Source organism: Marinobacter sp. MA (assembly GCF_048298425.1).
In the GTDB taxonomy this organism is placed as follows: Bacteria; Pseudomonadota; Gammaproteobacteria; order Pseudomonadales; family Oleiphilaceae; genus Marinobacter; species Marinobacter salsuginis.
In genome coordinates this window covers 1721048-1739775 of sequence record NZ_CP103058.1, presented here as the reverse complement: position 1 = coordinate 1739775, position 18728 = coordinate 1721048, and the positions used below count along the sequence as shown (strand labels likewise).

19 protein-coding genes are annotated in these 18728 nt (G+C 57.8%); 9 read left to right on the top strand and 10 right to left on the bottom strand.

All coding sequences use genetic code 11. The features are described from left to right. The first annotated feature begins 73 nt into the window (after positions 1 to 73). Entirely contained in the window at positions 74 to 808 is a 735-nt protein-coding gene (locus NUW46_RS08145; protein ID WP_069184546.1) for a DUF3108 domain-containing protein, read from the top strand. Here the strand turns inward: NUW46_RS08145 and NUW46_RS08140 are convergent. The 4 genes from NUW46_RS08140 to apbC all read right to left on the bottom strand — a co-directional run bounded on the left by NUW46_RS08140 (position 805) and on the right by apbC (position 4702). Then, entirely contained in the window at positions 805 to 2082 is a 1278-nt protein-coding gene (locus NUW46_RS08140; protein WP_418141810.1) for a valine--pyruvate transaminase, read from the bottom strand. The genes NUW46_RS08145 and NUW46_RS08140 overlap by 4 nt on opposite strands. 75 nt (positions 2083 to 2157) lie before the next feature. Continuing rightward, entirely contained in the window at positions 2158 to 2757 is a 600-nt protein-coding gene (locus tag NUW46_RS08135) for a YjaG family protein (RefSeq protein WP_069184544.1), read from the bottom strand. Beyond that, on the bottom strand, positions 2754 to 3320 hold the full coding sequence (gene dcd, locus NUW46_RS08130) for a dCTP deaminase (protein ID WP_008172848.1): 567 nt from the start codon (positions 3318 to 3320) through the stop codon (positions 2754 to 2756). The genes NUW46_RS08135 and dcd overlap by 4 nt, the downstream gene beginning before the upstream one ends. A 281-nt stretch (positions 3321 to 3601) precedes the next feature. Continuing rightward, the gene (gene apbC, locus NUW46_RS08125; RefSeq protein WP_069184543.1) at positions 3602 to 4702 is read right to left on the bottom strand and encodes an iron-sulfur cluster carrier protein ApbC; all 1101 of its coding nucleotides are present in this window, start codon (positions 4700 to 4702) and stop codon (positions 3602 to 3604) included. Positions 4703 to 4900: 198 nt separating this feature from the next. Between apbC and metG the strand changes: the two genes are divergently transcribed. Genes metG through nth form a run of 8 tightly spaced genes read left to right on the top strand, consistent with a single transcriptional unit; the run spans position 4901 to position 13171 of the window. Continuing rightward, positions 4901 to 6931, top strand: a complete 2031-nt coding sequence (metG, locus tag NUW46_RS08120) for a methionine--tRNA ligase (RefSeq protein ID WP_418141809.1) — start codon at positions 4901 to 4903, stop codon at positions 6929 to 6931. A gap of 43 nt (positions 6932 to 6974) precedes the next feature. After that, a complete protein-coding gene (gene rsxA, locus NUW46_RS08115) occupies positions 6975 to 7556 on the top strand; it encodes an electron transport complex subunit RsxA (protein WP_008172856.1) in 582 nt (193 codons plus the stop codon). 29 nt (positions 7557 to 7585) lie between these two features. After that, complete coding sequence (gene rsxB / locus NUW46_RS08110; protein WP_136629641.1) at positions 7586 to 8164, top strand: electron transport complex subunit RsxB; 579 nt, start codon at positions 7586 to 7588, stop codon at positions 8162 to 8164. Continuing rightward, on the top strand, positions 8164 to 10011 hold the full coding sequence (gene rsxC, locus NUW46_RS08105; protein ID WP_418141808.1) for an electron transport complex subunit RsxC: 1848 nt from the start codon (positions 8164 to 8166) through the stop codon (positions 10009 to 10011). Before rsxB ends, rsxC begins: the two co-directional genes overlap by 1 nt. Positions 10012 to 10032: 21 nt before the next feature. Further along, complete coding sequence (gene rsxD, locus NUW46_RS08100) at positions 10033 to 11082, top strand: electron transport complex subunit RsxD (RefSeq protein WP_418141807.1); 1050 nt, start codon at positions 10033 to 10035, stop codon at positions 11080 to 11082. A 2-nt stretch (positions 11083 to 11084) separates the two neighbouring features. Continuing rightward, positions 11085 to 11786 (top strand): electron transport complex subunit RsxG, encoded by a 702-nt coding sequence (rsxG, locus tag NUW46_RS08095; RefSeq protein WP_136629638.1) that lies wholly within the window; start codon positions 11085 to 11087, stop codon positions 11784 to 11786. A 2-nt stretch (positions 11787 to 11788) separates the two neighbouring features. Then, positions 11789 to 12505, top strand: a complete 717-nt coding sequence (locus tag NUW46_RS08090) for an electron transport complex subunit E (RefSeq protein WP_305966264.1) — start codon at positions 11789 to 11791, stop codon at positions 12503 to 12505. Positions 12506 to 12532: 27 nt separating this feature from the next. Then, the gene (gene nth, locus NUW46_RS08085) at positions 12533 to 13171 is read left to right on the top strand and encodes an endonuclease III (protein WP_069184536.1); all 639 of its coding nucleotides are present in this window, start codon (positions 12533 to 12535) and stop codon (positions 13169 to 13171) included. Between the two features lie 60 nt (positions 13172 to 13231). Here nth and NUW46_RS08080 read toward each other — a convergent pair whose 3' ends face one another. The 6 genes from NUW46_RS08080 to surE all read right to left on the bottom strand — a co-directional run bounded on the left by NUW46_RS08080 (position 13232) and on the right by surE (position 18727). Beyond that, complete coding sequence (locus NUW46_RS08080; protein WP_069184535.1) at positions 13232 to 13807, bottom strand: chalcone isomerase family protein; 576 nt, start codon at positions 13805 to 13807, stop codon at positions 13232 to 13234. A 205-nt stretch (positions 13808 to 14012) separates the two neighbouring features. Beyond that, positions 14013 to 15008 (bottom strand): RNA polymerase sigma factor RpoS, encoded by a 996-nt coding sequence (rpoS, locus tag NUW46_RS08075; RefSeq protein ID WP_069184534.1) that lies wholly within the window; start codon positions 15006 to 15008, stop codon positions 14013 to 14015. A 205-nt stretch (positions 15009 to 15213) separates the two neighbouring features. After that, a complete protein-coding gene (locus NUW46_RS08070; RefSeq protein WP_418141806.1) occupies positions 15214 to 16101 on the bottom strand; it encodes a peptidoglycan DD-metalloendopeptidase family protein in 888 nt (295 codons plus the stop codon). Between the two features lie 210 nt (positions 16102 to 16311). Next, on the bottom strand, positions 16312 to 17211 hold the full coding sequence (locus tag NUW46_RS08065; protein ID WP_418142020.1) for a DUF368 domain-containing protein: 900 nt from the start codon (positions 17209 to 17211) through the stop codon (positions 16312 to 16314). Positions 17212 to 17303: 92 nt separating this feature from the next. Further along, positions 17304 to 17960 (bottom strand): protein-L-isoaspartate(D-aspartate) O-methyltransferase, encoded by a 657-nt coding sequence (locus NUW46_RS08060; protein ID WP_069184532.1) that lies wholly within the window; start codon positions 17958 to 17960, stop codon positions 17304 to 17306. Then, entirely contained in the window at positions 17957 to 18727 is a 771-nt protein-coding gene (gene surE / locus NUW46_RS08055; protein WP_418141805.1) for a 5'/3'-nucleotidase SurE, read from the bottom strand. Before surE ends, NUW46_RS08060 begins: the two co-directional genes overlap by 4 nt. Position 18728: the final 1 nt, after the last annotated feature.

The following is an 18728-nucleotide window of genomic DNA, read 5'->3' as shown; positions in this document are numbered from 1 at the left end:
TTGTCATCCCCGCACTCGCTCCAAGCAGCTACACTGTCGCCATTGATGACGGTAATGGTTCGGGAATGACAAGATGCTTTCACGACGACTCACCAGAGCAGGCTTGGCGGTCTTGCTGGCCTGCCTCGGCATTCTGGCCGGGCCGGCCAATCTGCACGCACAGACTGAAGCCGACCTGACCCCTTTCGAGGCCAGCTACACCGCAGCCATGGAAAAGGGGCTCTCCCTCAATGGTACTGCAAAGCGCACACTTACCTCCCAGGGCAACGACATCTGGCTTTACCGGACGGATGTCGATTCCTTTATCGTGAGTATCGACGAATCGCTCGTATTCCGCTGGGAGGACGGACACGTCATACCCATGCGATACCGGTACCGACTATCCGGTTTTCTGATCAGCGACCGAAAGCAATCGATCGACTTTGACTGGTCCGCAGGCGTCGCAAGCGGGGAATACAAGGGCAAGCGCTTTGAACTACCACTTGAGGAAGGGCTTCTGGACCCGCTGGGTTATCAGCTTCAGCTGCATCAGGATATCAAGAACGGCAAGCGGGATATGACCTATCGGGTGCTGGACGGCAACTCCATAGATACCGATCGCTTCGCGGTGATCAACGGCGAGAAGATAAACACGGGCAGCAAACAGAGAAGCACGCTCAAGGCAGAGAAGGTCCGCGAGGACTCGAAGCGCCAGACCCTGATGTGGTTTTCGCCGGAGCAGAATTACCTGCTCGTCCGGCTCAGACAGGTGGAGCCGGACGGCAGCACCTACGAGCTGAAACTCAAGGAAGCGGAGTTCGAGCGCTAGACGCTGCGCCCGGCCTCCCGCCACACCGCCTTGACCTCATCAGCAATGATCCGAAGACCTTCGGCGACCCGGTCGTCGTCCTGTGAATAGGTAACGCGCAGGCACTCGTGCCGGTGCCTCCAGCCATCCTCGGGCAACCCCGGGAAGAAATAATGCCCGGAAACCACCAGGACACCCCGGCTTTTCAGCCTCTGGTACAGTTCCAGGCTGGTAATCGGCAGGTCCGGGAACCAGAGCCACAGGAACATGGCGCCTTCGGGTTTGTGGACGTACCAGCGGCAGCTGTCCTCACCCATGGCCTCCCGGAAAGCCGCCACCGCCCGTGCCATCTTCGCCTTGTAGAAGGGACAAACTACATCCCGGCTCAGGGACAGGATCTCACCGGAGCGAACCAGCGGCTCCGCCAGCATGGCACCAAAGCTGCCAGTCGCCAGATTCATGATGGCGTTGATACCGGAAAGCGCCTTGATCACCGGCTCGGCCGCGATCACGATACCGGTCCTCGCCGCCGGCAAACCCAGCTTCGAAAGGCTCAGACAAAGGATAATCTGGTCGTTCCAGGTCGGCGTTGCATCAACGAACAACAAGCTCGGGAAGGGCGTGCCGTAGGCTCCGTCAACGATCAGCGGAACATCGTGCTGCCGGGCAAGCTCTTCGAGCCGCGCAAGCTCCTCATCCGTGACAACGTTGCCAGTGGGATTGGTTGGCCGCGACACACAGATGGCGCCGGTTTCTCCGGTGACCTCCACCGCATCAAAATCCACCCGATACTTGAATTCGTGGGCATCGGTGAAGGAGATGTCCGGCTGAACCGCGTGGAACAGTCCCGGTTCGATGCCAGCGTCGGCGTAGCCGATATACTCGGGGGCCAGTGGCAACAGGATATGCTTGCGCTGTCCTTCGCCATAATCGCCGCCAAACATGTTGAAGAGCATGAAGAAGGCCGCCTGACTGCCGTTGGTCAGGGCAATATTCTCGGGCTTCAACCCCCAGCCGTATTCCCGGTTAAGCAGTTCGGCGAGCGAGGCGATAAACTGTTTTTCACCCTGGGGCGGATCGTAGATGCCGACCAAACGGCGAACGTCGCCCTCACTACGACTCATATCGGCCAGAATTTCCTGCACCCGCTGCTGAATCTCGGGAATGTGCCCTGGATTACCGCCACCCATCATGATCATGTCATCTCCGGATGCCATGGCGTTACCCAGGTCATCCATCAGAGACGTGATACCGGCATCGGCGGTGAACTTGCGACCAAAAGCAGAGAGTTTCATGGGGTTAAATCCATCTGACCTAATCTGAGAATAAGGAGTACTACCGGAAGTGTAGCTTGCTTCTTCACCCTGCGTTTATTCGCTGAGCGAGATACCGAGGTTACTGACGCCCTCGTTGGCGGCGTCTTCCCGAAGCCGGGCCACAAACTGATCGGTCGGCGTACGCTGGCGTTTCAGAGCCAGGATCAGGTCCCGCTGGAAGGTTTTGTCTTCCTTCATCAGCGGATGGTGATCGAGCAAACGAACAAGTTCGTCCTCCTCCAGATCCTCGCCCTCCGACAGCTCAATAAAGTTCATCACGGTTCCGGTAGCCATCTGCGAGGCATCGGTGGCCCGGTGCTTGGCCGGGTTGAGCCGGTTCAGCAGGGCCTGCTCCAGTAGCTGACAGAAGTCGAAGGCCGGGTAAACGCCGTAGGCATCGTAGGCTTCGACATCTGGCGACAGGGTTTCCAGTTTCGCAAGTAGCTGGGGAATGGCGGATTCCGAGACGTCTTTCTGAAGCATGTCCCAGCCCAGATCCAGAAGCTGGCGCATTTTGGCACCTGTTTTCAGGCCCATGGCGTCGGAAAACAACGCGTAATTCGGGAATGAGCGCTCAGCCAGAGCAAGCAGGAAGGCGCATTCGCGCCAGCCCTGCAGTTGTGAAACGGCTTTCAGGAACTGATTGGCGTTCATGTCCTGGGCAGGGTCACGCCGGTCTGGCCGAGGTACTTGCCGCCGCGATCCTTGTAGCTGGTTTCACAGATTTCGTCAGATTCGAAGAACAGCATCTGGGCCACGCCTTCGTTGGCGTAGATCTTGGCCGGGAGGTTGGTGGTGTTGGAAAACTCCAGCGTAACCTGGCCTTCCCATTCCGGCTCCAGCGGGGTGACGTTGACGATGATGCCACAGCGGGCATAGGTGGATTTGCCCAGACAGATGGTCAGCACGCTTCGCGGGATGCGGAAGTATTCAACGGTGCGAGCCAGTGCAAAGGAGTTCGGCGGGATGATGCAGACGTCGCCGGTGTAGTTGACGAAGCTGTTTTCGTCGAAGTTCTTCGGGTCCACGGTGGCGGAGTGGACGTTGGTGAAGATTTTGAATTCGTTGCTGCAGCGTACGTCGTAGCCGTAGCTGGAGGTGCCGTAGGAGATCACGCGGCCTTTTTCGGTTTCACGAACCTGTCCGCTTTCGAACGGTTCGATCATGCCGTGTTGTTCGGACATCCGGCGAATCCACTTGTCGGATTTGATGCTCATTGGCGAAGTCTCGTATCCACTGGGAAAATTGGGGCGTAGTTTACCTGTTCACTCGGGGTCTGTCGAAGCCCACGGAGGTTCCGCCTTAAGAGGGCTGCGACTGTTATTCAGGACTTCACCATTGGCGGGCTACGCCCACAGGGGCAGCCTTCCAAAAACCGCTACGAGCACATCCATGTGCGCTTGGCGAAGGCCATCCATGGCCTTCGACATTTTTGGAAGGCTGCCCCTGCGGCCGTGATCAAGCCAGTGAGTTAACCGCCGCAGTTCTGCACAACGCCTCAGTGCTCGGTCACAGAAACACTTGAGATCGAACCGGAAAGGTTCCGCTCCCTAGTGGACAGTTCAGCCCCTACCCTTCTCGCGATATCGCGATAACGGCGGGCCACTTCAGAGTCCGGTTCGGCGATTACCGAGGGGGTGCCGCCGTCAGTCTGTTCTCGGATGGTCATGTGCAGGGGCAACTGGCCGAGGAGTGTGGTGTCGTATTCCTCAGCAATGCGTTCGCCGCCGCCGTGGCCGAAGAGGGGTTCTTCGTGGCCGCAGTTGCTGCAGATGTGGACGCTCATGTTTTCGACCACGCCAAGCACCGGGATGTCGACTTTGCGGAACATTTCGATGCCTTTCTTGCCGTCCAGCAGGGCGATGTCCTGGGGTGTGGTGACGATGACGGCGCCGGTTACCGGGACTTTCTGGGCCAGGGTGAGCTGGATGTCGCCGGTGCCGGGGGGCATGTCGACAATGAGGTAGTCGAGTTCGTTCCAGAGGGTTTGCTGCAGCAGTTGCATCACGGCGCCGCTGACCATGGGGCCGCGCCAGACCATGGGGGTTTTCTCGGTGACGACGAAGGCCATGGAGTTGGCCTGGAGTCCGTGGGCGTCCATGGGGACGAAGTATTTGTTTTCGCGGGTATCCGGGCGTTTACCTTCAGGCACGCCGAGCATCATGCCGATGCTGGGGCCGTAGATGTCGGCGTCGAGGATGCCGACCCGTGCACCTTCGGCCTGGAGAGCCAGAGCCAGGTTGACGGCGGTGGTGGATTTGCCGACACCGCCCTTGCCGGAGGCGACGGCGATGATGTTTTTCACGCCGGGGACCGAGGGCAGGTCTTTCTGGACTTTGTAGGAGTGGATTTTCTGGCCCACGTGGACGTCCACGTTCTCGACACCATCGACGTCTTCCAGGGCGTTACCGACCAGCTGCTTCAGGGCTCCTGCGATGCCTTTCGAGGGGTATGGCAGCTCGACCATGAGGGTAACGTTCCCGTTGTCGTCGGCGTTGAGGGATTTAACGGCACCCAGTTCGTAGAGGTCCTTGTTGAGGTAGGGATCGCGGTACTCGCGAACCGCTGCTTGCAGGGCCTGCTCTGAAATCTGTGTCATCGGGTTCTCCGGAATAAGCTCATGCTCGATTTTAAGCACGGAAACAGGTGATTCGGGTGAAAATTATCTGCTCGGAAGGTATCATCTGTGCCCGTTTCTGACCATATGGGGTATTTATCTGGGGCAATCAATCAAGACAGCCGCCAGTCCCCGTTTTGTTTTTTCCAACCCGTGTCAACATAAGGTTCGGACATCACCATGACGCAAGCGAGCAAGCAACAGCGCGATATTCTGGTTACCAGCGCCCTGCCGTACGCCAACGGCCCTATTCACCTGGGGCACCTGCTGGAATACATTCAGACCGATATCTGGGTGCGCTACCAGAAGATGCGAGGCCAGAACTGTTATTACGTTTGCGCCGATGATGCCCATGGTACCGCCATCATGCTTCGTGCCGAGCGGGAAGGCATTACGTCCGAGCAGCTGATCGACCGGATCCGTGAGGAGCACCAGGAAGATTTCGCCGGGTTCCATATCCGCTTTGACAACTATTACACCACCCACTCCGACGAGAACCGTCAGTTCTCGGAGTACATCTACCGTCAGCTCCAGGAAAACGGGCACATTGCCACGCGCAAGATCACCCAGTCCTACGATCCGGAAAAGAACATGTTCCTGGCGGATCGCTTCATCAAGGGTACCTGTCCCAAGTGCAAGACCGAGGACCAGTACGGTGACAACTGCGAGGCCTGTGGCGCCACCTACACGCCGGCCGAGCTGATCAATCCGCGCTCTGCGGTCTCCGGTGCCACACCGATCGAGAAGGAATCTGAGCACTATTTCTTCAAGCTGCCGGATTTCCAGGATTTCCTCGCCAAGTGGACCCGCAGCGGTACGCTGCAGCCTCAGGTAGCCAACAAGCTTGCAGAGTGGCTGGACGCCGGCCTGCAGGAATGGGACATCAGCCGTGATGCGCCCTACTTTGGCTTTGAGATTCCGGATGCGCCCGGCAAGTACTTCTACGTCTGGCTGGATGCACCGATCGGCTACCTGGCGAGCTTCAAGAACCTCTGCAACCGGGAAGGCATCGATTTCGAGCACTTCTGGAAGGCTGATTCCACCGCCGAGGTCTATCATTTCATCGGCAAGGATATTATCAACTTCCACGCTCTGTTCTGGCCGTCCATGCTTCATGACGCTGGCTTCCGCACACCGACCGCAGTGTGGGCCCACGGTTTTGTCACCGTTAACGGGAAGAAGATGTCCAAGTCCCGGGGCACGTTTATCATGGCCCGCACCTACCTGGACCACCTTAACCCGGAATATCTGCGCTACTACTTCGCCGCCAAGCTGACCGGCAGCGTGGATGACATGGACCTGAACCTGGAAGACTTTGCTGCCCGGGTGAACTCGGATCTGGTGGGCAAGGTGGTGAACATTGCCAGCCGCAGTGCCGGCTTCATTACCAAGCGCTTTGACGGCCAGCTTGGCCAGGTGACCGAGCACGCCAAACTGAAAGAATTCATCGAAGCCGGCAAGCAAATCGAGGAATTCTACGAGACACGGGAATTCGGCCGGGCAATGCGTCGGATCATGGAGTTGGCTGACATTGCCAACCAGTACGTCAACGACGAGCAGCCCTGGGTGATCGCCAAGCAGGAAGGCCAGGACGAGAACCTGCAGGCTATCTGTACCAACGCCATCAACATGTTCCATCTTCTGATGACCTATTTGGCGCCGGTACTGCCGGAAACTGCCAAGGCGTCCGAGACGTTCCTGAATGCGCCGCTGGACTGGAACAACCGCAGCGAGCGCCTGGAAAACCACGGTATCAATAAGTTCAAACCGCTGATGAACCGCGTGGATATGGCCCAGATCGAGAAAATGCTGGACGCCTCCAAGGAGGAATTGCCTGCAGCGACCGGCAAACCGGCGCCTGCTGCCAATCTGGAGCCTATCGCAGATGAAATAGAATTTGGCGATTTCGCGAAAGTGGATCTTCGGGTGGTTAAAATTGTCAAAGCCGAACATGTGGAAGGCGCCGACAAGCTTCTTCGCCTCACCCTTGACGTAGGGCATGGCGAGCGCAACGTGTTTGCTGGTATCAAGTCAGCCTACAATCCGGAAGAACTCGAGGGGCGCCTGACGGTGATGGTCGCTAACCTCAAGCCACGGAAGATGAAGTTCGGGATGTCCGAGGGCATGGTTCTGGCGGCCGGCCCCGGTGGCAAGGACATCTTCATCCTGTCCCCGGATTCCGGCGCCACCCCCGGCATGCGGGTCATGTAAGGGCGACCAGGCAGAGCTGGCAGGGGCCAATGGAGCAAGGTAAATGACGGAATATCTGCTGATTCTGGTCAGCACCATTCTGGTGAACAATTTTGTGCTGGTTCAGTTTCTGGGCCTGTGCCCGTTCATGGGTGTGTCCGGAAAGCTGGAAACGGCCATGGGGATGTCTCTGGCTACCACCTTCGTGCTGACCCTGGCTTCGGTGTGCAGTTACCTTGCCTACACCTATCTGCTTGAGCCGCTGGACCTGGCGTTTCTGAGAACCATCACGTTCATTCTGGTGATTGCCGTGGTGGTGCAGTTCACCGAAATGGTGGTTCGCAAGACAAGCCCATTGCTCTATCGGGTGCTGGGTATTTTTCTTCCGCTGATCACCACGAATTGCGCGGTGCTCGGCGTTGCCCTTCTGAACATCAACAAGAACAACAATTTCGTTGAATCGGTTTTGTATGGATTTGGCGCAGCAGCGGGCTTTTCCATGGTTCTGGTGCTATTTGCCGCCATGCGTGAGCGCATCGCCGTGGCCGATGTTCCGGTTGCGTTTCGGGGTGCCGCTATCGGCCTTGTTACGGCCGGGCTGATGGCTCTGGCTTTCCTGGGCTTTGGCGGCCTGGTCAGCGTGTGACCGGCTGACGGGATTAGGAGTAACAGGTTATGTGGACAAGCGTTCTTGTTGCCGTTGTGGTTCTTCTGGCCCTCGCCGTGGTTTTCGGCGGTTTGCTTGGATTTGCCGCTGAACGATTCCGGGTCGAAGGCAATCCCCTGGTCGATCAGATTGATGCTCTTCTGCCCCAGACCCAGTGCGGCCAGTGCGGCTATCCCGGATGCCGTCCCTATGCCGAATCCATCGCCGAGGGCGGCCCCATCAATAAGTGCCCGCCAGGCGGCGAGTCCACTATCAAGGCACTGGCCGACCTGCTGGATGTAGAGCCAGAGCCACTGGATGCCGAACATGGCGTTGAACAGGTCAAACGGGTTGCGGTGATCCGCGAAGACGAGTGCATCGGTTGCACAAAGTGCATCCAGGCCTGCCCTGTGGATGCCATTCTTGGAGCCGCAAAGCACATGCACACGGTGATTGAAAGCGAATGCACCGGCTGCGATCTGTGTGTTGATCCCTGTCCTGTGGATTGCATCGACATGGTGACGGTTGAACAGGATATACGCACCTGGACCTGGACACCGCCCAAATCCGGCCTCATTGCCACCGATCGCCAGGGAGCCAGCGCCTGATGACTCAACTCTGGGACTTTTCCGGCGGCATTCACCCTCCGGAACACAAAGCCATTTCCACCGCCCGTCCGATTCGCAGCGCCAGCGTTCCTGACTATCTGGTTCTGCCCCTTCAGCAGCACATCGGCGAGCCCGCCGAAGCCATTGTTGAGGTCGGCGAGCGGGTATTGAAGGGCCAGAAAATTGCCGATGTGAAAACGGGCATGGGCGTCCCTGTACACGCGCCAACATCCGGCGTGATTGAGAGCATTGCCGACCTTCCTGTCCCCCACCCCTCGGGTATGACGGACCGGTGCATCACCCTGAAATTGGATGGTGAAGACCAGTGGTGCCAGCGCAATCCCGTAAAGGACTATCGTTCCCTGGAGCGGGACCAGGTTCTGCAGATCATCCGTGACGCCGGCATCTCCGGCATGGGTGGCGCCGGCTTTCCCACCAACATCAAGCTACGGCCACCACGGGACCGCAAGGTAAGCACGCTCATCCTGAACGGTGCAGAATGCGAGCCCTACATCACCGCCGACGACATGACCATGCGGGAAAAGGCCGACGAAGTGGTTGCCGGCCTGAAAATCATGGCCTGGATCCTGCGCCCCGAACGCTGCGTGATCGGCATCGAGGACAACAAGCCGGAAGCCATTGCCGCGCTTCAAAAAGCCACCGAAGGTACCCAGACCGAAATTGCGGTTATCCCCACCAAGTATCCCTCAGGCGGTGAGAAACAGCTGATCCAGATTCTGACCGGCATGGAGGTACCCAGCGGGGGCATTCCAGCTGATATTGGCGTGATGTGCCAGAACATCGGAACGGCAGTGGCCGTGGCAAAGGCGGTTTTCGAAGGAACACCGCTGATCTCCCGTGTGGTGACCATTACCGGGGAAGCCGTCCGGGAACCAGGTAATTTCGAAGCTCTCATTGGCACGCCGATTGAACACCTGCTGGAGCAGGCCGGCGTTAACCAGAACGCCGTTAGTCGTCTTGTGCTTGGCGGGCCCATGATGGGCTACACGCTGACAACGGAAGCGGTACCGGTGATCAAAACCACCAACTGTGTGATCGCTGCAACTGCAGCCGAATTGCCGGCACCGCCACCTGAACAGCCCTGCATCCGTTGTGGCCAGTGCGCCGAAGCCTGCCCGATGGAACTCCTGCCACAACAGTTGTTCTGGCATGCCAAGGCTACCGAGTTTGAAAAGGCGGAGCACCTGAACCTGTTCGACTGCATTGAATGCGGAGCTTGTTCCTACGTTTGCCCGAGTTCCATTCCACTGGTTCAGTACTATCGATTCGCCAAGGGCGAGATCCGTGCCCAACAGGCGGAACAGCTAAAGGCAGACAGGGCTCGCGAGCGCTTCGAAGCGCGCCAGGCCCGCCTCGAGCGGGAGCAGCAGGAGAAAGAACTGAGGCGCCAGGAACGTGCGAAGGCCGCTGCCGAAGCGGCAGCCAAGAAACAGGCTGAAGCGGAAAAGGCGGCTGCAGAGGGTGCAGCGGTTGATGAGCGGGCCGCCAAGTCGGCGCTGGTCGAACAGGCCCTGGCCCGCAAGAAGGCAAAGGCTGAGGCATCTCAGCCGCCTGCCCCCAGCGCGCAGCCGGCCCCCAGTGCCCCGTCTGCAGAGCAAAAGCCGGATATCGAGGCCCTTGAAAAACAGTTGAGCCAGGCTCAGTCGAAACTGGAAACCATGCAGGGCATGCTCGATGACGCCAAAGCCCAGCAGGCGGACAACGTGGAGAAACTGGAGCGGGCCGTAGCCAAAAACCACGACCGGGTAAAACGTGCTGAAGAAGCCCTGGCTGAAGCCAGACAGCAGCTGGCCGCCGGTCCAACCGAATCCCAGCCAACCCACTAACCGAGATCAGGCACCACACCCATGGCATTCGTTCAGCAGTCATCGCCCCACGCACACAGTGCCCGGCCAACATCCCGCGTGATGTTATGGGTGCTTATTGCGGCCTTGCCTGGCCTGTTGGCACAGACGTTGTTTTTTGGCTGGGGCAACCTGATCAATGTGGTCTTCTGTATCGCCGTTGCCATCGCCTCCGAAGCTGTCCTGCTGAAGCTCAGAAAGAAGCCAGTCGCGTTCTTTATCAAGGACAACACTGCTGCCGTCACCGGCCTTCTGCTGGGCCTGTCACTGCCTCAGTTCGCGCCCTGGTGGGTCTCAGCCGTCGCGGTGATTTCAGCCATCGTTGTGGCCAAGCAACTGTATGGCGGGCTGGGCTCAAATCCGTTCAACCCCGCCATGGTGGGCTACGCCCTGGTTCTGGTCTCGTTTCCGGTGGCCATGACCACCAACTGGGCGGATCCTGCCATGCTCTGGGACGGAGCGCCCGGCTTTGGTGAGACACTGGCGACCATTGCCTCGGGCCAGCAAACAGCGGTCGATGGCTGGACCATGGCCACACCACTTGATGAATACAAACACAAGATCACCACCCACACTGCGGTCGAGGTTCTCAATCACCCGACCTTTGGAGAGGGCATCGCCAAAGGCTGGGAGTGGGTCAACGGGGCATTCCTGGCCGGAGGCTTGCTGCTCATCGGCCTTCGCATTATCAGCTGGCACATTCCCGCGGGGTTTCTCGGCGGCCTGATCGTAATGAGCCTGGCTTTTGGCAATAATGCCGACCTCTACACGCCCCTTTCACTGCATCTGCTGGCAGGCGGAACCATGCTGGGTGCGTTCTTTATTGCCACCGATCCGGTTTCAGCCGCTACCAGCCACCAGGGAAAACTGATCTACGGGGCCGGGATTGGCATCCTGATCTACCTGATTCGTACCTGGGGCAATTATCCGGACGCCGTGGCGTTCAGCGTTCTGCTAATGAATTTTGCCGTACCGTTCATTGATCATTACACACCCCCGCGGACATACGGGCATCACAAGGCCCGTCGGGGTGTGCCGGGGAGTCAGGGATAATCATGGCTGCAGTTGCACAGTCCATCCGTCGCAGTGCCATCGGGCTCGGCTTGTTCGCCGTTATCACCGGTGGCACCATCGCCGTGACCCAGGTGGCTACCGAAGAGCGCATTCGTGAGCAGGCGGCTCGTGCCGAAGCCCAGGCCCTCTACGAGATCATTCCGGAGAGCCAGCACAATAACGACCTGCTCAGGGACACGGTGCAGCTACCCGCCAGTGAGCGGCTAGCGCAACCCGGTCCGCTGACCGTCTGGGTGGCGAGACAGAATGATCGCCCCATTGGCATGATCATGCCCGTGGTGGCCCCGGACGGGTACTCTGGCAAAATACATCTGCTGGTGGGCGTCAACATGCAAGGTACTATCCTTGGCGTGCGGGTAACCAATCATAAAGAAACGCCGGGGCTGGGGGACCAGATCGAGACCCGGAAATCCGACTGGATCAAGAGCTTTGATGGCCGGTCCCTGGGCAAGCCGCCCCACCGGGAGTGGAACGTTAAAAAGAATGGTGGAGAGTTCGATCAGTTCACCGGCGCCACCATCACACCTAGGGCTGTGGTGAAAGCAGTTCAGAAAGCACTGATCTACTTCCGGGAAAATCGTCAGATTATCCGGGAACGGCTTAACGAAGAGCCGTCACCTAGAGACAAGATCCTGAATCCTGAAGCGATTGCCGGCGAATCGTCCAATACGGAGCATTCCTGATCATGGCAACCAAATCATCCAGCGAAATCGTCCGGGACGGACTCTGGGACAATAACCCTGCCCTCGTCCAGGTGCTTGGGCTCTGCCCTCTTCTGGCAGTGACCAGTACCGTTGTTAACGCCATCGGCCTGGGCCTGGCCACACTCATGGTACTCATGGGATCCAATCTCGCGGTGTCGCTGATTCGCAATTTCGTGAGCGAGTCAGTTCGCCTGCCCGCGTTCGTGATGATCATCGCCTCGTTCGTGACCTGCGCAGAGTTGCTGATGCAGGCCTTTACCTACGAGCTGTACCTGATTCTTGGCATCTTCATTCCGCTGATTGTCACCAACTGTGCCATCCTGGGCCGGGCCGACGCCTTCGCCTCGAGGAACCCACCACTTCCGGCACTGTTGGACGGCGCCATGATGGGCCTCGGTTTTCTGGCGGTTCTGGTGGTTCTCGGAGGCCTTCGGGAATTGATCGGACAGGGCACTCTGTTTGTCGACATGCACCTGCTCCTCGGCCCCGTTGCTGCTGACTGGGTGGTACGCCCCTTCGAAAACTACCCGGACATGCTGTTCATGATCCTCCCCCCGGGCGCGTTCGTGGGTCTGGGCCTGCTGATTGCCCTCAAGAACGGGATCGATAATCATCTGGAAGAACGCCGCAAAGCCCATGAGCCCACACCCGTAGCGGCGGGCAGCAAACGGGTCCGGGTCACCGGCAACGTTTCCTGATCCCTGGTTGCAACAGACTGAGAGCCGATGAACAAACAGAAACGCATTGAGATCTTCACCCGGCTACGGGAAGCCAACCCCAATCCGACCACCGAGCTGAACTATTCCAGCCCGTTCGAGTTGCTGATAGCGGTTATTCTATCGGCCCAGGCCACGGATGTGGGGGTCAACAAGGCCACCGACAAGCTCTTTCCGGTAGCCAACACCCCAGAGGCTATCCTCGCGCTGGGCGTTGATGGTCTCAAGGAATACATCAAGACCATCGGCCTGTTTAACAGCAAGGCCGAAAACGTGATCAAGACTTGTCGCATGCTGATCGAAAAACACGGCGGTCAGGTACCGGAACGCCGGGAAGATCTTGAGGCCTTACCAGGCGTGGGTCGGAAAACTGCAAATGTGGTGCTCAACACCGCCTTCGGCCACATGGCGATGGCGGTGGACACCCATATCTATCGGGTGTCGAACCGAACGGGCATCGCTCCGGGCAAGAATGTTCTTGAGGTTGAAAACCGGTTGATGCGCCTGGTTCCGAAAGAGTTTCTGCTGGATGCCCACCACTGGCTGATTCTGCATGGCCGCTATACCTGCACTGCCCGTAAACCGAAATGCGGTGCCTGTATCATCGAAGACCTCTGCGAATTCAAGCAGAAACGGGATTACCTCTGAACCCGGGGCATTAAAAAGCCGGCATCTCGCCGGCTTTTTGATTCAGATGCCAAGCCACGGTTATCGCTGACCCAGCATTTTCTCCTTCAGATCCTTCTGGGCCGGCTTGTCAGACAGCCAGATTCCGAACAGGGCTTTTTTAAAGGCCAGATCGCCAACCGTGTCCTTGTGTTCGCCATTCTTCAGGACCCGCACGCCCTCGCCGGGCAGATACACCAGATCAAAAACGTCACCCTCGGTGATCTCTTCCTGGAACACCGCCATGAACTGGTCCACATCCCCCTGGATAGACGCCATATCGCCGTCGGTGGAGGCTTCGAAACCCTCCAGGGTGGCCTCGGTCATCCGTTCGCTGGTAATCATGCCGGAAATGATATGCAGCGTAATCGCCTGGGGCTCGTCTGCGTTGATAACGGCCTCACCATCATCGATGGTCTCGGGGACGTACAAGCCTCCAACATACAGATCCATAAACCACTTGGAACGGGTACCCGCGCCATTGAGCTTCAGTTCGGTATCCATGGCGGAATAGGTGTCCGGAACATCAACGCCTTCTACGGTGAGCGCAGAGGCCGGTGCCGACAGCAGGGCGGTCATAAGCACAGAGGCAAAGCCGGTTGTAAGAGCCTTCTTCATAGTCCTTTCCTTTTCGATCGTTATTATTGACGTGTTTCATTCGTGCACCGGACTTCGACACCCTTATCCCCGCCCGGTCCCGGCATTCTATCAATGAGGCTGGCGGCCAAGGCGCAACCTGGTTCTCATTTGCAGCGATCCTGAAACACAAAAAAGCCGGCCAGGAGTGTCCTGGCCGGTTTTTGATGGAAATATCAGGAGGGTCTTACTTGAAAAGCAGGTTTCCGGACAAGCCTTCCTTCTCCAGGATCTCACGAAGACGACGCAGCGCCTCGACCTGGATCTGCCTTACACGTTCGCGGGTCAGACCGATTTCCTGCCCCACTTCCTCCAGCGTACTGACCGGGTAGCCCCGAAGACCAAACCGGCGGGAGAGAACCTCCTGCTGTTTGTCACTGAGCTGATCAATCCACTTCTCCAGGCAGGAACACATGTTGTTGTCCTGCAGGAGATCCGCCGGATCTGAAGCTCCCTCATCGGCTACGGTATCCAGAAGCGATTTTTCACCACCGGTGCCGATGGGTGTATCCATGGACGCAACGCGCTCATTCAGACCAAGCATGCGCTTCACGTCAGCCACCGGCTTGTCGACCATCTTCGCAATTTCTTCGGCCGACGGTTCGTGATCCAGCTTCTGGGTCAGCTCCCGCGCCGCACGCAGGTAGAGGTTGAGTTCCTTCACCACATGAATCGGGAGTCGGATGGTGCGGGTCTGGTTCATGATGGCGCGCTCAATGGTCTGGCGAATCCACCATGTGGCGTAAGTGGAGAAGCGGAAGCCACGCTCCGGGTCGAACTTCTCAACCGCCCTGATCAGGCCAAGATTGCCTTCCTCGATCAGGTCCAGCAGAGTCAGACCACGGTTCACATAGCGACGGGCAATCTTCACCACAAGGCGAAGGTTGCTCTCGATCATACGTTTGCGACCGGACTCCTCACCCTTGCGCGCCAGGCGGGCAAAATAAACTTCTTCTTCCGGCGTAAGGAGCGGTGAAAATCCGATTTCGTTGAGATACAGCTGAGTGGCATCCAGCTGCTTTTGACTGGTGAAATAACGTCCCTGGGTAGGGAAATCTTCTTCGACTTCAGCGACCTCTTCAGTCGCCTCTTTATCGACTTTTTCTTCTGCTAGCAATTGATCCTCGGCATCGTCCATGTCCGACACGCGATCAATGATGATGTCTTCTTGCTCTGCTGACATTTGTCTTGCCCCGCCTCTCAATAATCCTGGATGTTCGCCCGATACTTCTTGTTATTGCGGACGTCTTTGTCTTCATGCTTTTTCTTCAGGACATTTTGTTGGTCGGCCTGTCACGGCCATTACCGTTCTTGTTTTTCTTGCGAACGCGGTGTTTTTGTCAGTGCCGGGGTGTGCGATCTGGGCAGCCTGCTGACTGCGTCATTTCCTAGCGCGGTGGCAGATAATGGACTGGGTCAACCGGATTGCCATTCTTCCGAATCTCAAAATGCAACATGGGTCGTTCAGCGCCACTGCTGCCGAGCTCTGCGATCACCTGCCCGGCTTTCACATCCTCCCCTTCCTGCACCAGAATCTTCCGGTTGTGAGCGTAAGCACTCAAATAGTGCTCGTTATGATTCACGATAATCAGATTGCCGTATCCAAGCAACCCGTTGCCGGCGTAGACCACATTCCCGGTGGCTGCTGCTCTTACAGCATCCCCGGCTTGGCCGGCAATATCAATACCTTTATTGACTTTTCCAGATGTTGAATATCCAGCAATTACAGTGCCAATATGCGGCCAGCGCCATTCAATTCGGGCCACGGTCTGTGTCTGCGAGGCAAGCGGCGCGCCTTTACTCGGCGCCCTGGTAACCGCAGGTTTTGGTGCCGTGGCGGCTGTCTGCGTTGGCGGCGAGGCCCGGCTCGGGGTTTTGGAGACCACGGCAGCCGGTCTGCTAGCCGTGGTAGTCTGACTGCCCGAGGTTACATTTCCGCGAAGGTCCAGACGAAGCACCTGCCCCGCCCTGAGGTTCCAGGGCGGGCCAATCCCATTGGCGTCACCCAGCTCCCGATAGTCCCGACCATACCGCCAGGCGATGCTGTAGAGGGTTTCACCAGGCTGGACTACATGCCTACCCCAATAAACCGGGGGATTGTAAATGTCATCCTGGTACAGTGCCGGCGTATTGCAGCCAGACAGCAGCATCAAAGTTATGAGGGGAGTGAGGAGAAACAGGCTGATCGGAGTTTTTTTAGCAGGGCGACAAGATTCACAGGCACCGGAAAGGAACCGCGGGGACACCGGTAAAACGGCATTGACTAGCCCACGCAAAAATCTCACAGGAATAAAACTGACCCAGTTATGAAAAATCCGTATAAACCATTTTGGTTATCGAAGCAGTTTCTAAACTTTTTATAGTAACTTGCTAATATATTGCACATTTCAGGCAGGAAGCCAAGTTACTGGCTGGCCACCCTTGTTACCTCACGAAACACCCGATATGTGCGTTAGGTAACAATTTCGCAAAACAAGCGCCCCGATCTACGCCGACGATGAGGCATGCCCGCGCCTTGAGCCAATCCACTCCACAAGCAGAACAAGACCGAAGCCAGCCAGCGCCATAACCACCGCCAGTAGCACCTGGGGATCCTGCCCGGCCTGCTCCAAAAAGGTCCATGGCCAGACGCTTGCCTCATTCAAGGGCACTTTTTCACCCGAGCTGTTTACCCGCCAACTCAGCGTTTCTTTCCAGGGCCATACCTTGTTGAGCGCACCGATCATGAAGCCCGTCAGCAGGGCGAGGACAAGATCATGAAAATGATGAAATGCCCAGGTGATCAGGCGGGCAATGGATAAAAGGCCCACCACGCACCCTGCCATAAACAACATAAGAACGCCCACATCCACCGATTTGATCGCTGCCAGCACAGGAGCATACATACCAATAATCACCAGTATGAAACTGCCCGAGATACCGGGAAGAATCATGGCACAGATGGCTAGCGCACCGGCCCCGAAAAACGCCAGTGCGGATGGCGCCACCTCGCTGGCGGAGAGAGTGGTTATCCACCAGGCGACAGAAATCCCCAGTAGCAGCGGGACCAGCAGTAGAGGCTCATAGTGCCGAACCTGGCGCCCCACATGCCAAACCGAAGCGACAATCAAACCGAAGAAAAAGCTCCAGATCAGGATGGGATAGGCCACCAGCATGTAACTGATGGCTGAAGCCAGGGTGGCAATGCTGGTCAGGATACCGGCCAGCAGACAAGCCAGAAAGGTTCCATCGCAATTGCGCCAGAAAGCGCCAAAGCGACCCCGAAGCAGATGATGGAATATCGCTGCGGGAACCGCGTTGATGGCTCCCAACAGTCGGAAGTATATGCCGGTAATGAATGCAATGGTGCCGCCAGAGACACCAGGAACAATATCAGCCGCGCCCATGGCAAGGCCCCGCAGGAAAACTGCTGCAGGATGATGGATACGGCCGGTTTCGCTTTCAGGTTCGGAATTGGGGACTGCAGAATCAACCATGACTACCGGACAACCCCGCCCAACAGCGGCACAAAACGGACCGGCTCCAGCTCTTTGTGATCGAAACGATCACCCCGGCGGGTTACCTCCACCAACACCTGGTCTTCCTCTCCCACGGGCGCAATCAGAACGCCACCGTCTGCCAGTTGGGCGAGTAACTCGCCTGGAACTTCAATGGGCGCTGCGGTCACGATGATGCCATCGAAAGGGCCCCGCTCAGGCCAGCCCATACCTCCGTCAGCGTGTTTCAGGAACACATTCCTGGCGTTCAGCTGACGCAACCGGTCCCGCGCCCTGTCCTGTAATGCCTTGATACGCTCAACGCTGTAAATTTCCGAAAACAGGCGGGAGAGCACCGAGGTCTGGTAACCTGACCCGGTTCCCAGCTCCAGCACCCGTGATGGCCCATGAGCGAGCATCAATTCCGTCATCCTTGCCACAATGTAGGGCTGGGACAGGGTTTGGCCATACCCGATTGGCAGGGATGTGTCTTCATAGGCGCGATGGGACAGCGCTTCATCCAGGAAAATGTGCCTTGGCACCTCTCCCATGATCTCGAGCACGCGGTCCGATTCGATGCCGGCTTCCCTGAGGCGCTGCACCAGTCGCATCCGTGTACGTCGTGAGGTCATCCCGATACCTTCAAGCTGAGCGGTCATCCCCGGCCCTCCGGCAAATCCGCAAGGGTATCAACCCAGTCCCGAAGCCGCGAAAGCGCCTCATGCCGGGTCATGTCGATATGTACCGGGGTTACCGAGACGTAGCCGTCGCGGACGGCGTTAAAATCGGTACCAGGACCGGCATCACCGCCCACACCGGCCGCCCCTATCCAGTAACGTTCCTTACCGCGGGGACAGGTCATTGGCACCGCGCCTTCCGCCCGTTCCCGGTGGCCCAGACGGGTTACCCGAATGCCTGCCAGTTCTTCCCAGGGGACGTCCGGAACATTGACGTTGAGGATGGAGCGCGGCCCGAGCTCCAGAGGGCTCTCGTTCTCGAGCAGCATCCGGACCACCCGGGCAGCCGTCGCATAGTGAAAGTGGCCATCGTTGACCAGGGAAACAGCGATGGCCGGAAGACCAAGGTGACGCCCCTCCGTGGCTGCGGCAACCGTACCCGAATAAATAATGTCATCGCCCAGGTTGGCGTGGGTGTTTATTCCGGAAACGACTCTGTCGAACGGCTCTTTGAACAGCCCGTTAACCGCCAGATGAACACAGTCGGTCGGGGTGCCATCCACAGAGCGGAACCCGTTGGGATGCTCTTCTACGGTCAAAGGCCGATTGAGGGTAAGGGCGTTGCTGGCGCCGCTATGATCCCGATCGGGCGCTACCACCTCCAGCTCACCCAGCCCCTTCAATCCCTCGAACAGGGCAATTAGCCCCGGTGAGTGAACGCCGTCATCGTTCGACAACAGAATACGCACA

Excerpts from the sequence above, each read along its gene's own strand:
- NUW46_RS08145 (WP_069184546.1), top strand. The coding sequence starts at position 74 with ATGCTTTCACGACGACTCACCAGAGCAGGCTTGGCGGTCTTGCTGGCC.
- NUW46_RS08140 (WP_418141810.1), bottom strand. The coding sequence starts at position 2,082 with ATGAAACTCTCTGCTTTTGGTCGCAAGTTCACCGCCGATGCCGGTATC.
- NUW46_RS08135 (WP_069184544.1), bottom strand. The coding sequence starts at position 2,757 with ATGAACGCCAATCAGTTCCTGAAAGCCGTTTCACAACTGCAGGGCTGG.
- dcd (WP_008172848.1), bottom strand. The coding sequence starts at position 3,320 with ATGAGCATCAAATCCGACAAGTGGATTCGCCGGATGTCCGAACAACAC.
- apbC (WP_069184543.1), bottom strand. The coding sequence starts at position 4,702 with ATGACACAGATTTCAGAGCAGGCCCTGCAAGCAGCGGTTCGCGAGTAC.
- metG (WP_418141809.1), top strand. The coding sequence starts at position 4,901 with ATGACGCAAGCGAGCAAGCAACAGCGCGATATTCTGGTTACCAGCGCC.
- rsxA (WP_008172856.1), top strand. The coding sequence starts at position 6,975 with ATGACGGAATATCTGCTGATTCTGGTCAGCACCATTCTGGTGAACAAT.
- rsxB (WP_136629641.1), top strand. The coding sequence starts at position 7,586 with ATGTGGACAAGCGTTCTTGTTGCCGTTGTGGTTCTTCTGGCCCTCGCC.
- rsxC (WP_418141808.1), top strand. The coding sequence starts at position 8,164 with ATGACTCAACTCTGGGACTTTTCCGGCGGCATTCACCCTCCGGAACAC.
- rsxD (WP_418141807.1), top strand. The coding sequence starts at position 10,033 with ATGGCATTCGTTCAGCAGTCATCGCCCCACGCACACAGTGCCCGGCCA.
- rsxG (WP_136629638.1), top strand. The coding sequence starts at position 11,085 with ATGGCTGCAGTTGCACAGTCCATCCGTCGCAGTGCCATCGGGCTCGGC.
- NUW46_RS08090 (WP_305966264.1), top strand. The coding sequence starts at position 11,789 with ATGGCAACCAAATCATCCAGCGAAATCGTCCGGGACGGACTCTGGGAC.
- nth (WP_069184536.1), top strand. The coding sequence starts at position 12,533 with ATGAACAAACAGAAACGCATTGAGATCTTCACCCGGCTACGGGAAGCC.
- NUW46_RS08080 (WP_069184535.1), bottom strand. The coding sequence starts at position 13,807 with ATGAAGAAGGCTCTTACAACCGGCTTTGCCTCTGTGCTTATGACCGCC.
- rpoS (WP_069184534.1), bottom strand. The coding sequence starts at position 15,008 with ATGTCAGCAGAGCAAGAAGACATCATCATTGATCGCGTGTCGGACATG.
- NUW46_RS08065 (WP_418142020.1), bottom strand. The coding sequence starts at position 17,211 with ATGGGCGCGGCTGATATTGTTCCTGGTGTCTCTGGCGGCACCATTGCA.
- NUW46_RS08060 (WP_069184532.1), bottom strand. The coding sequence starts at position 17,960 with ATGACCGCTCAGCTTGAAGGTATCGGGATGACCTCACGACGTACACGG.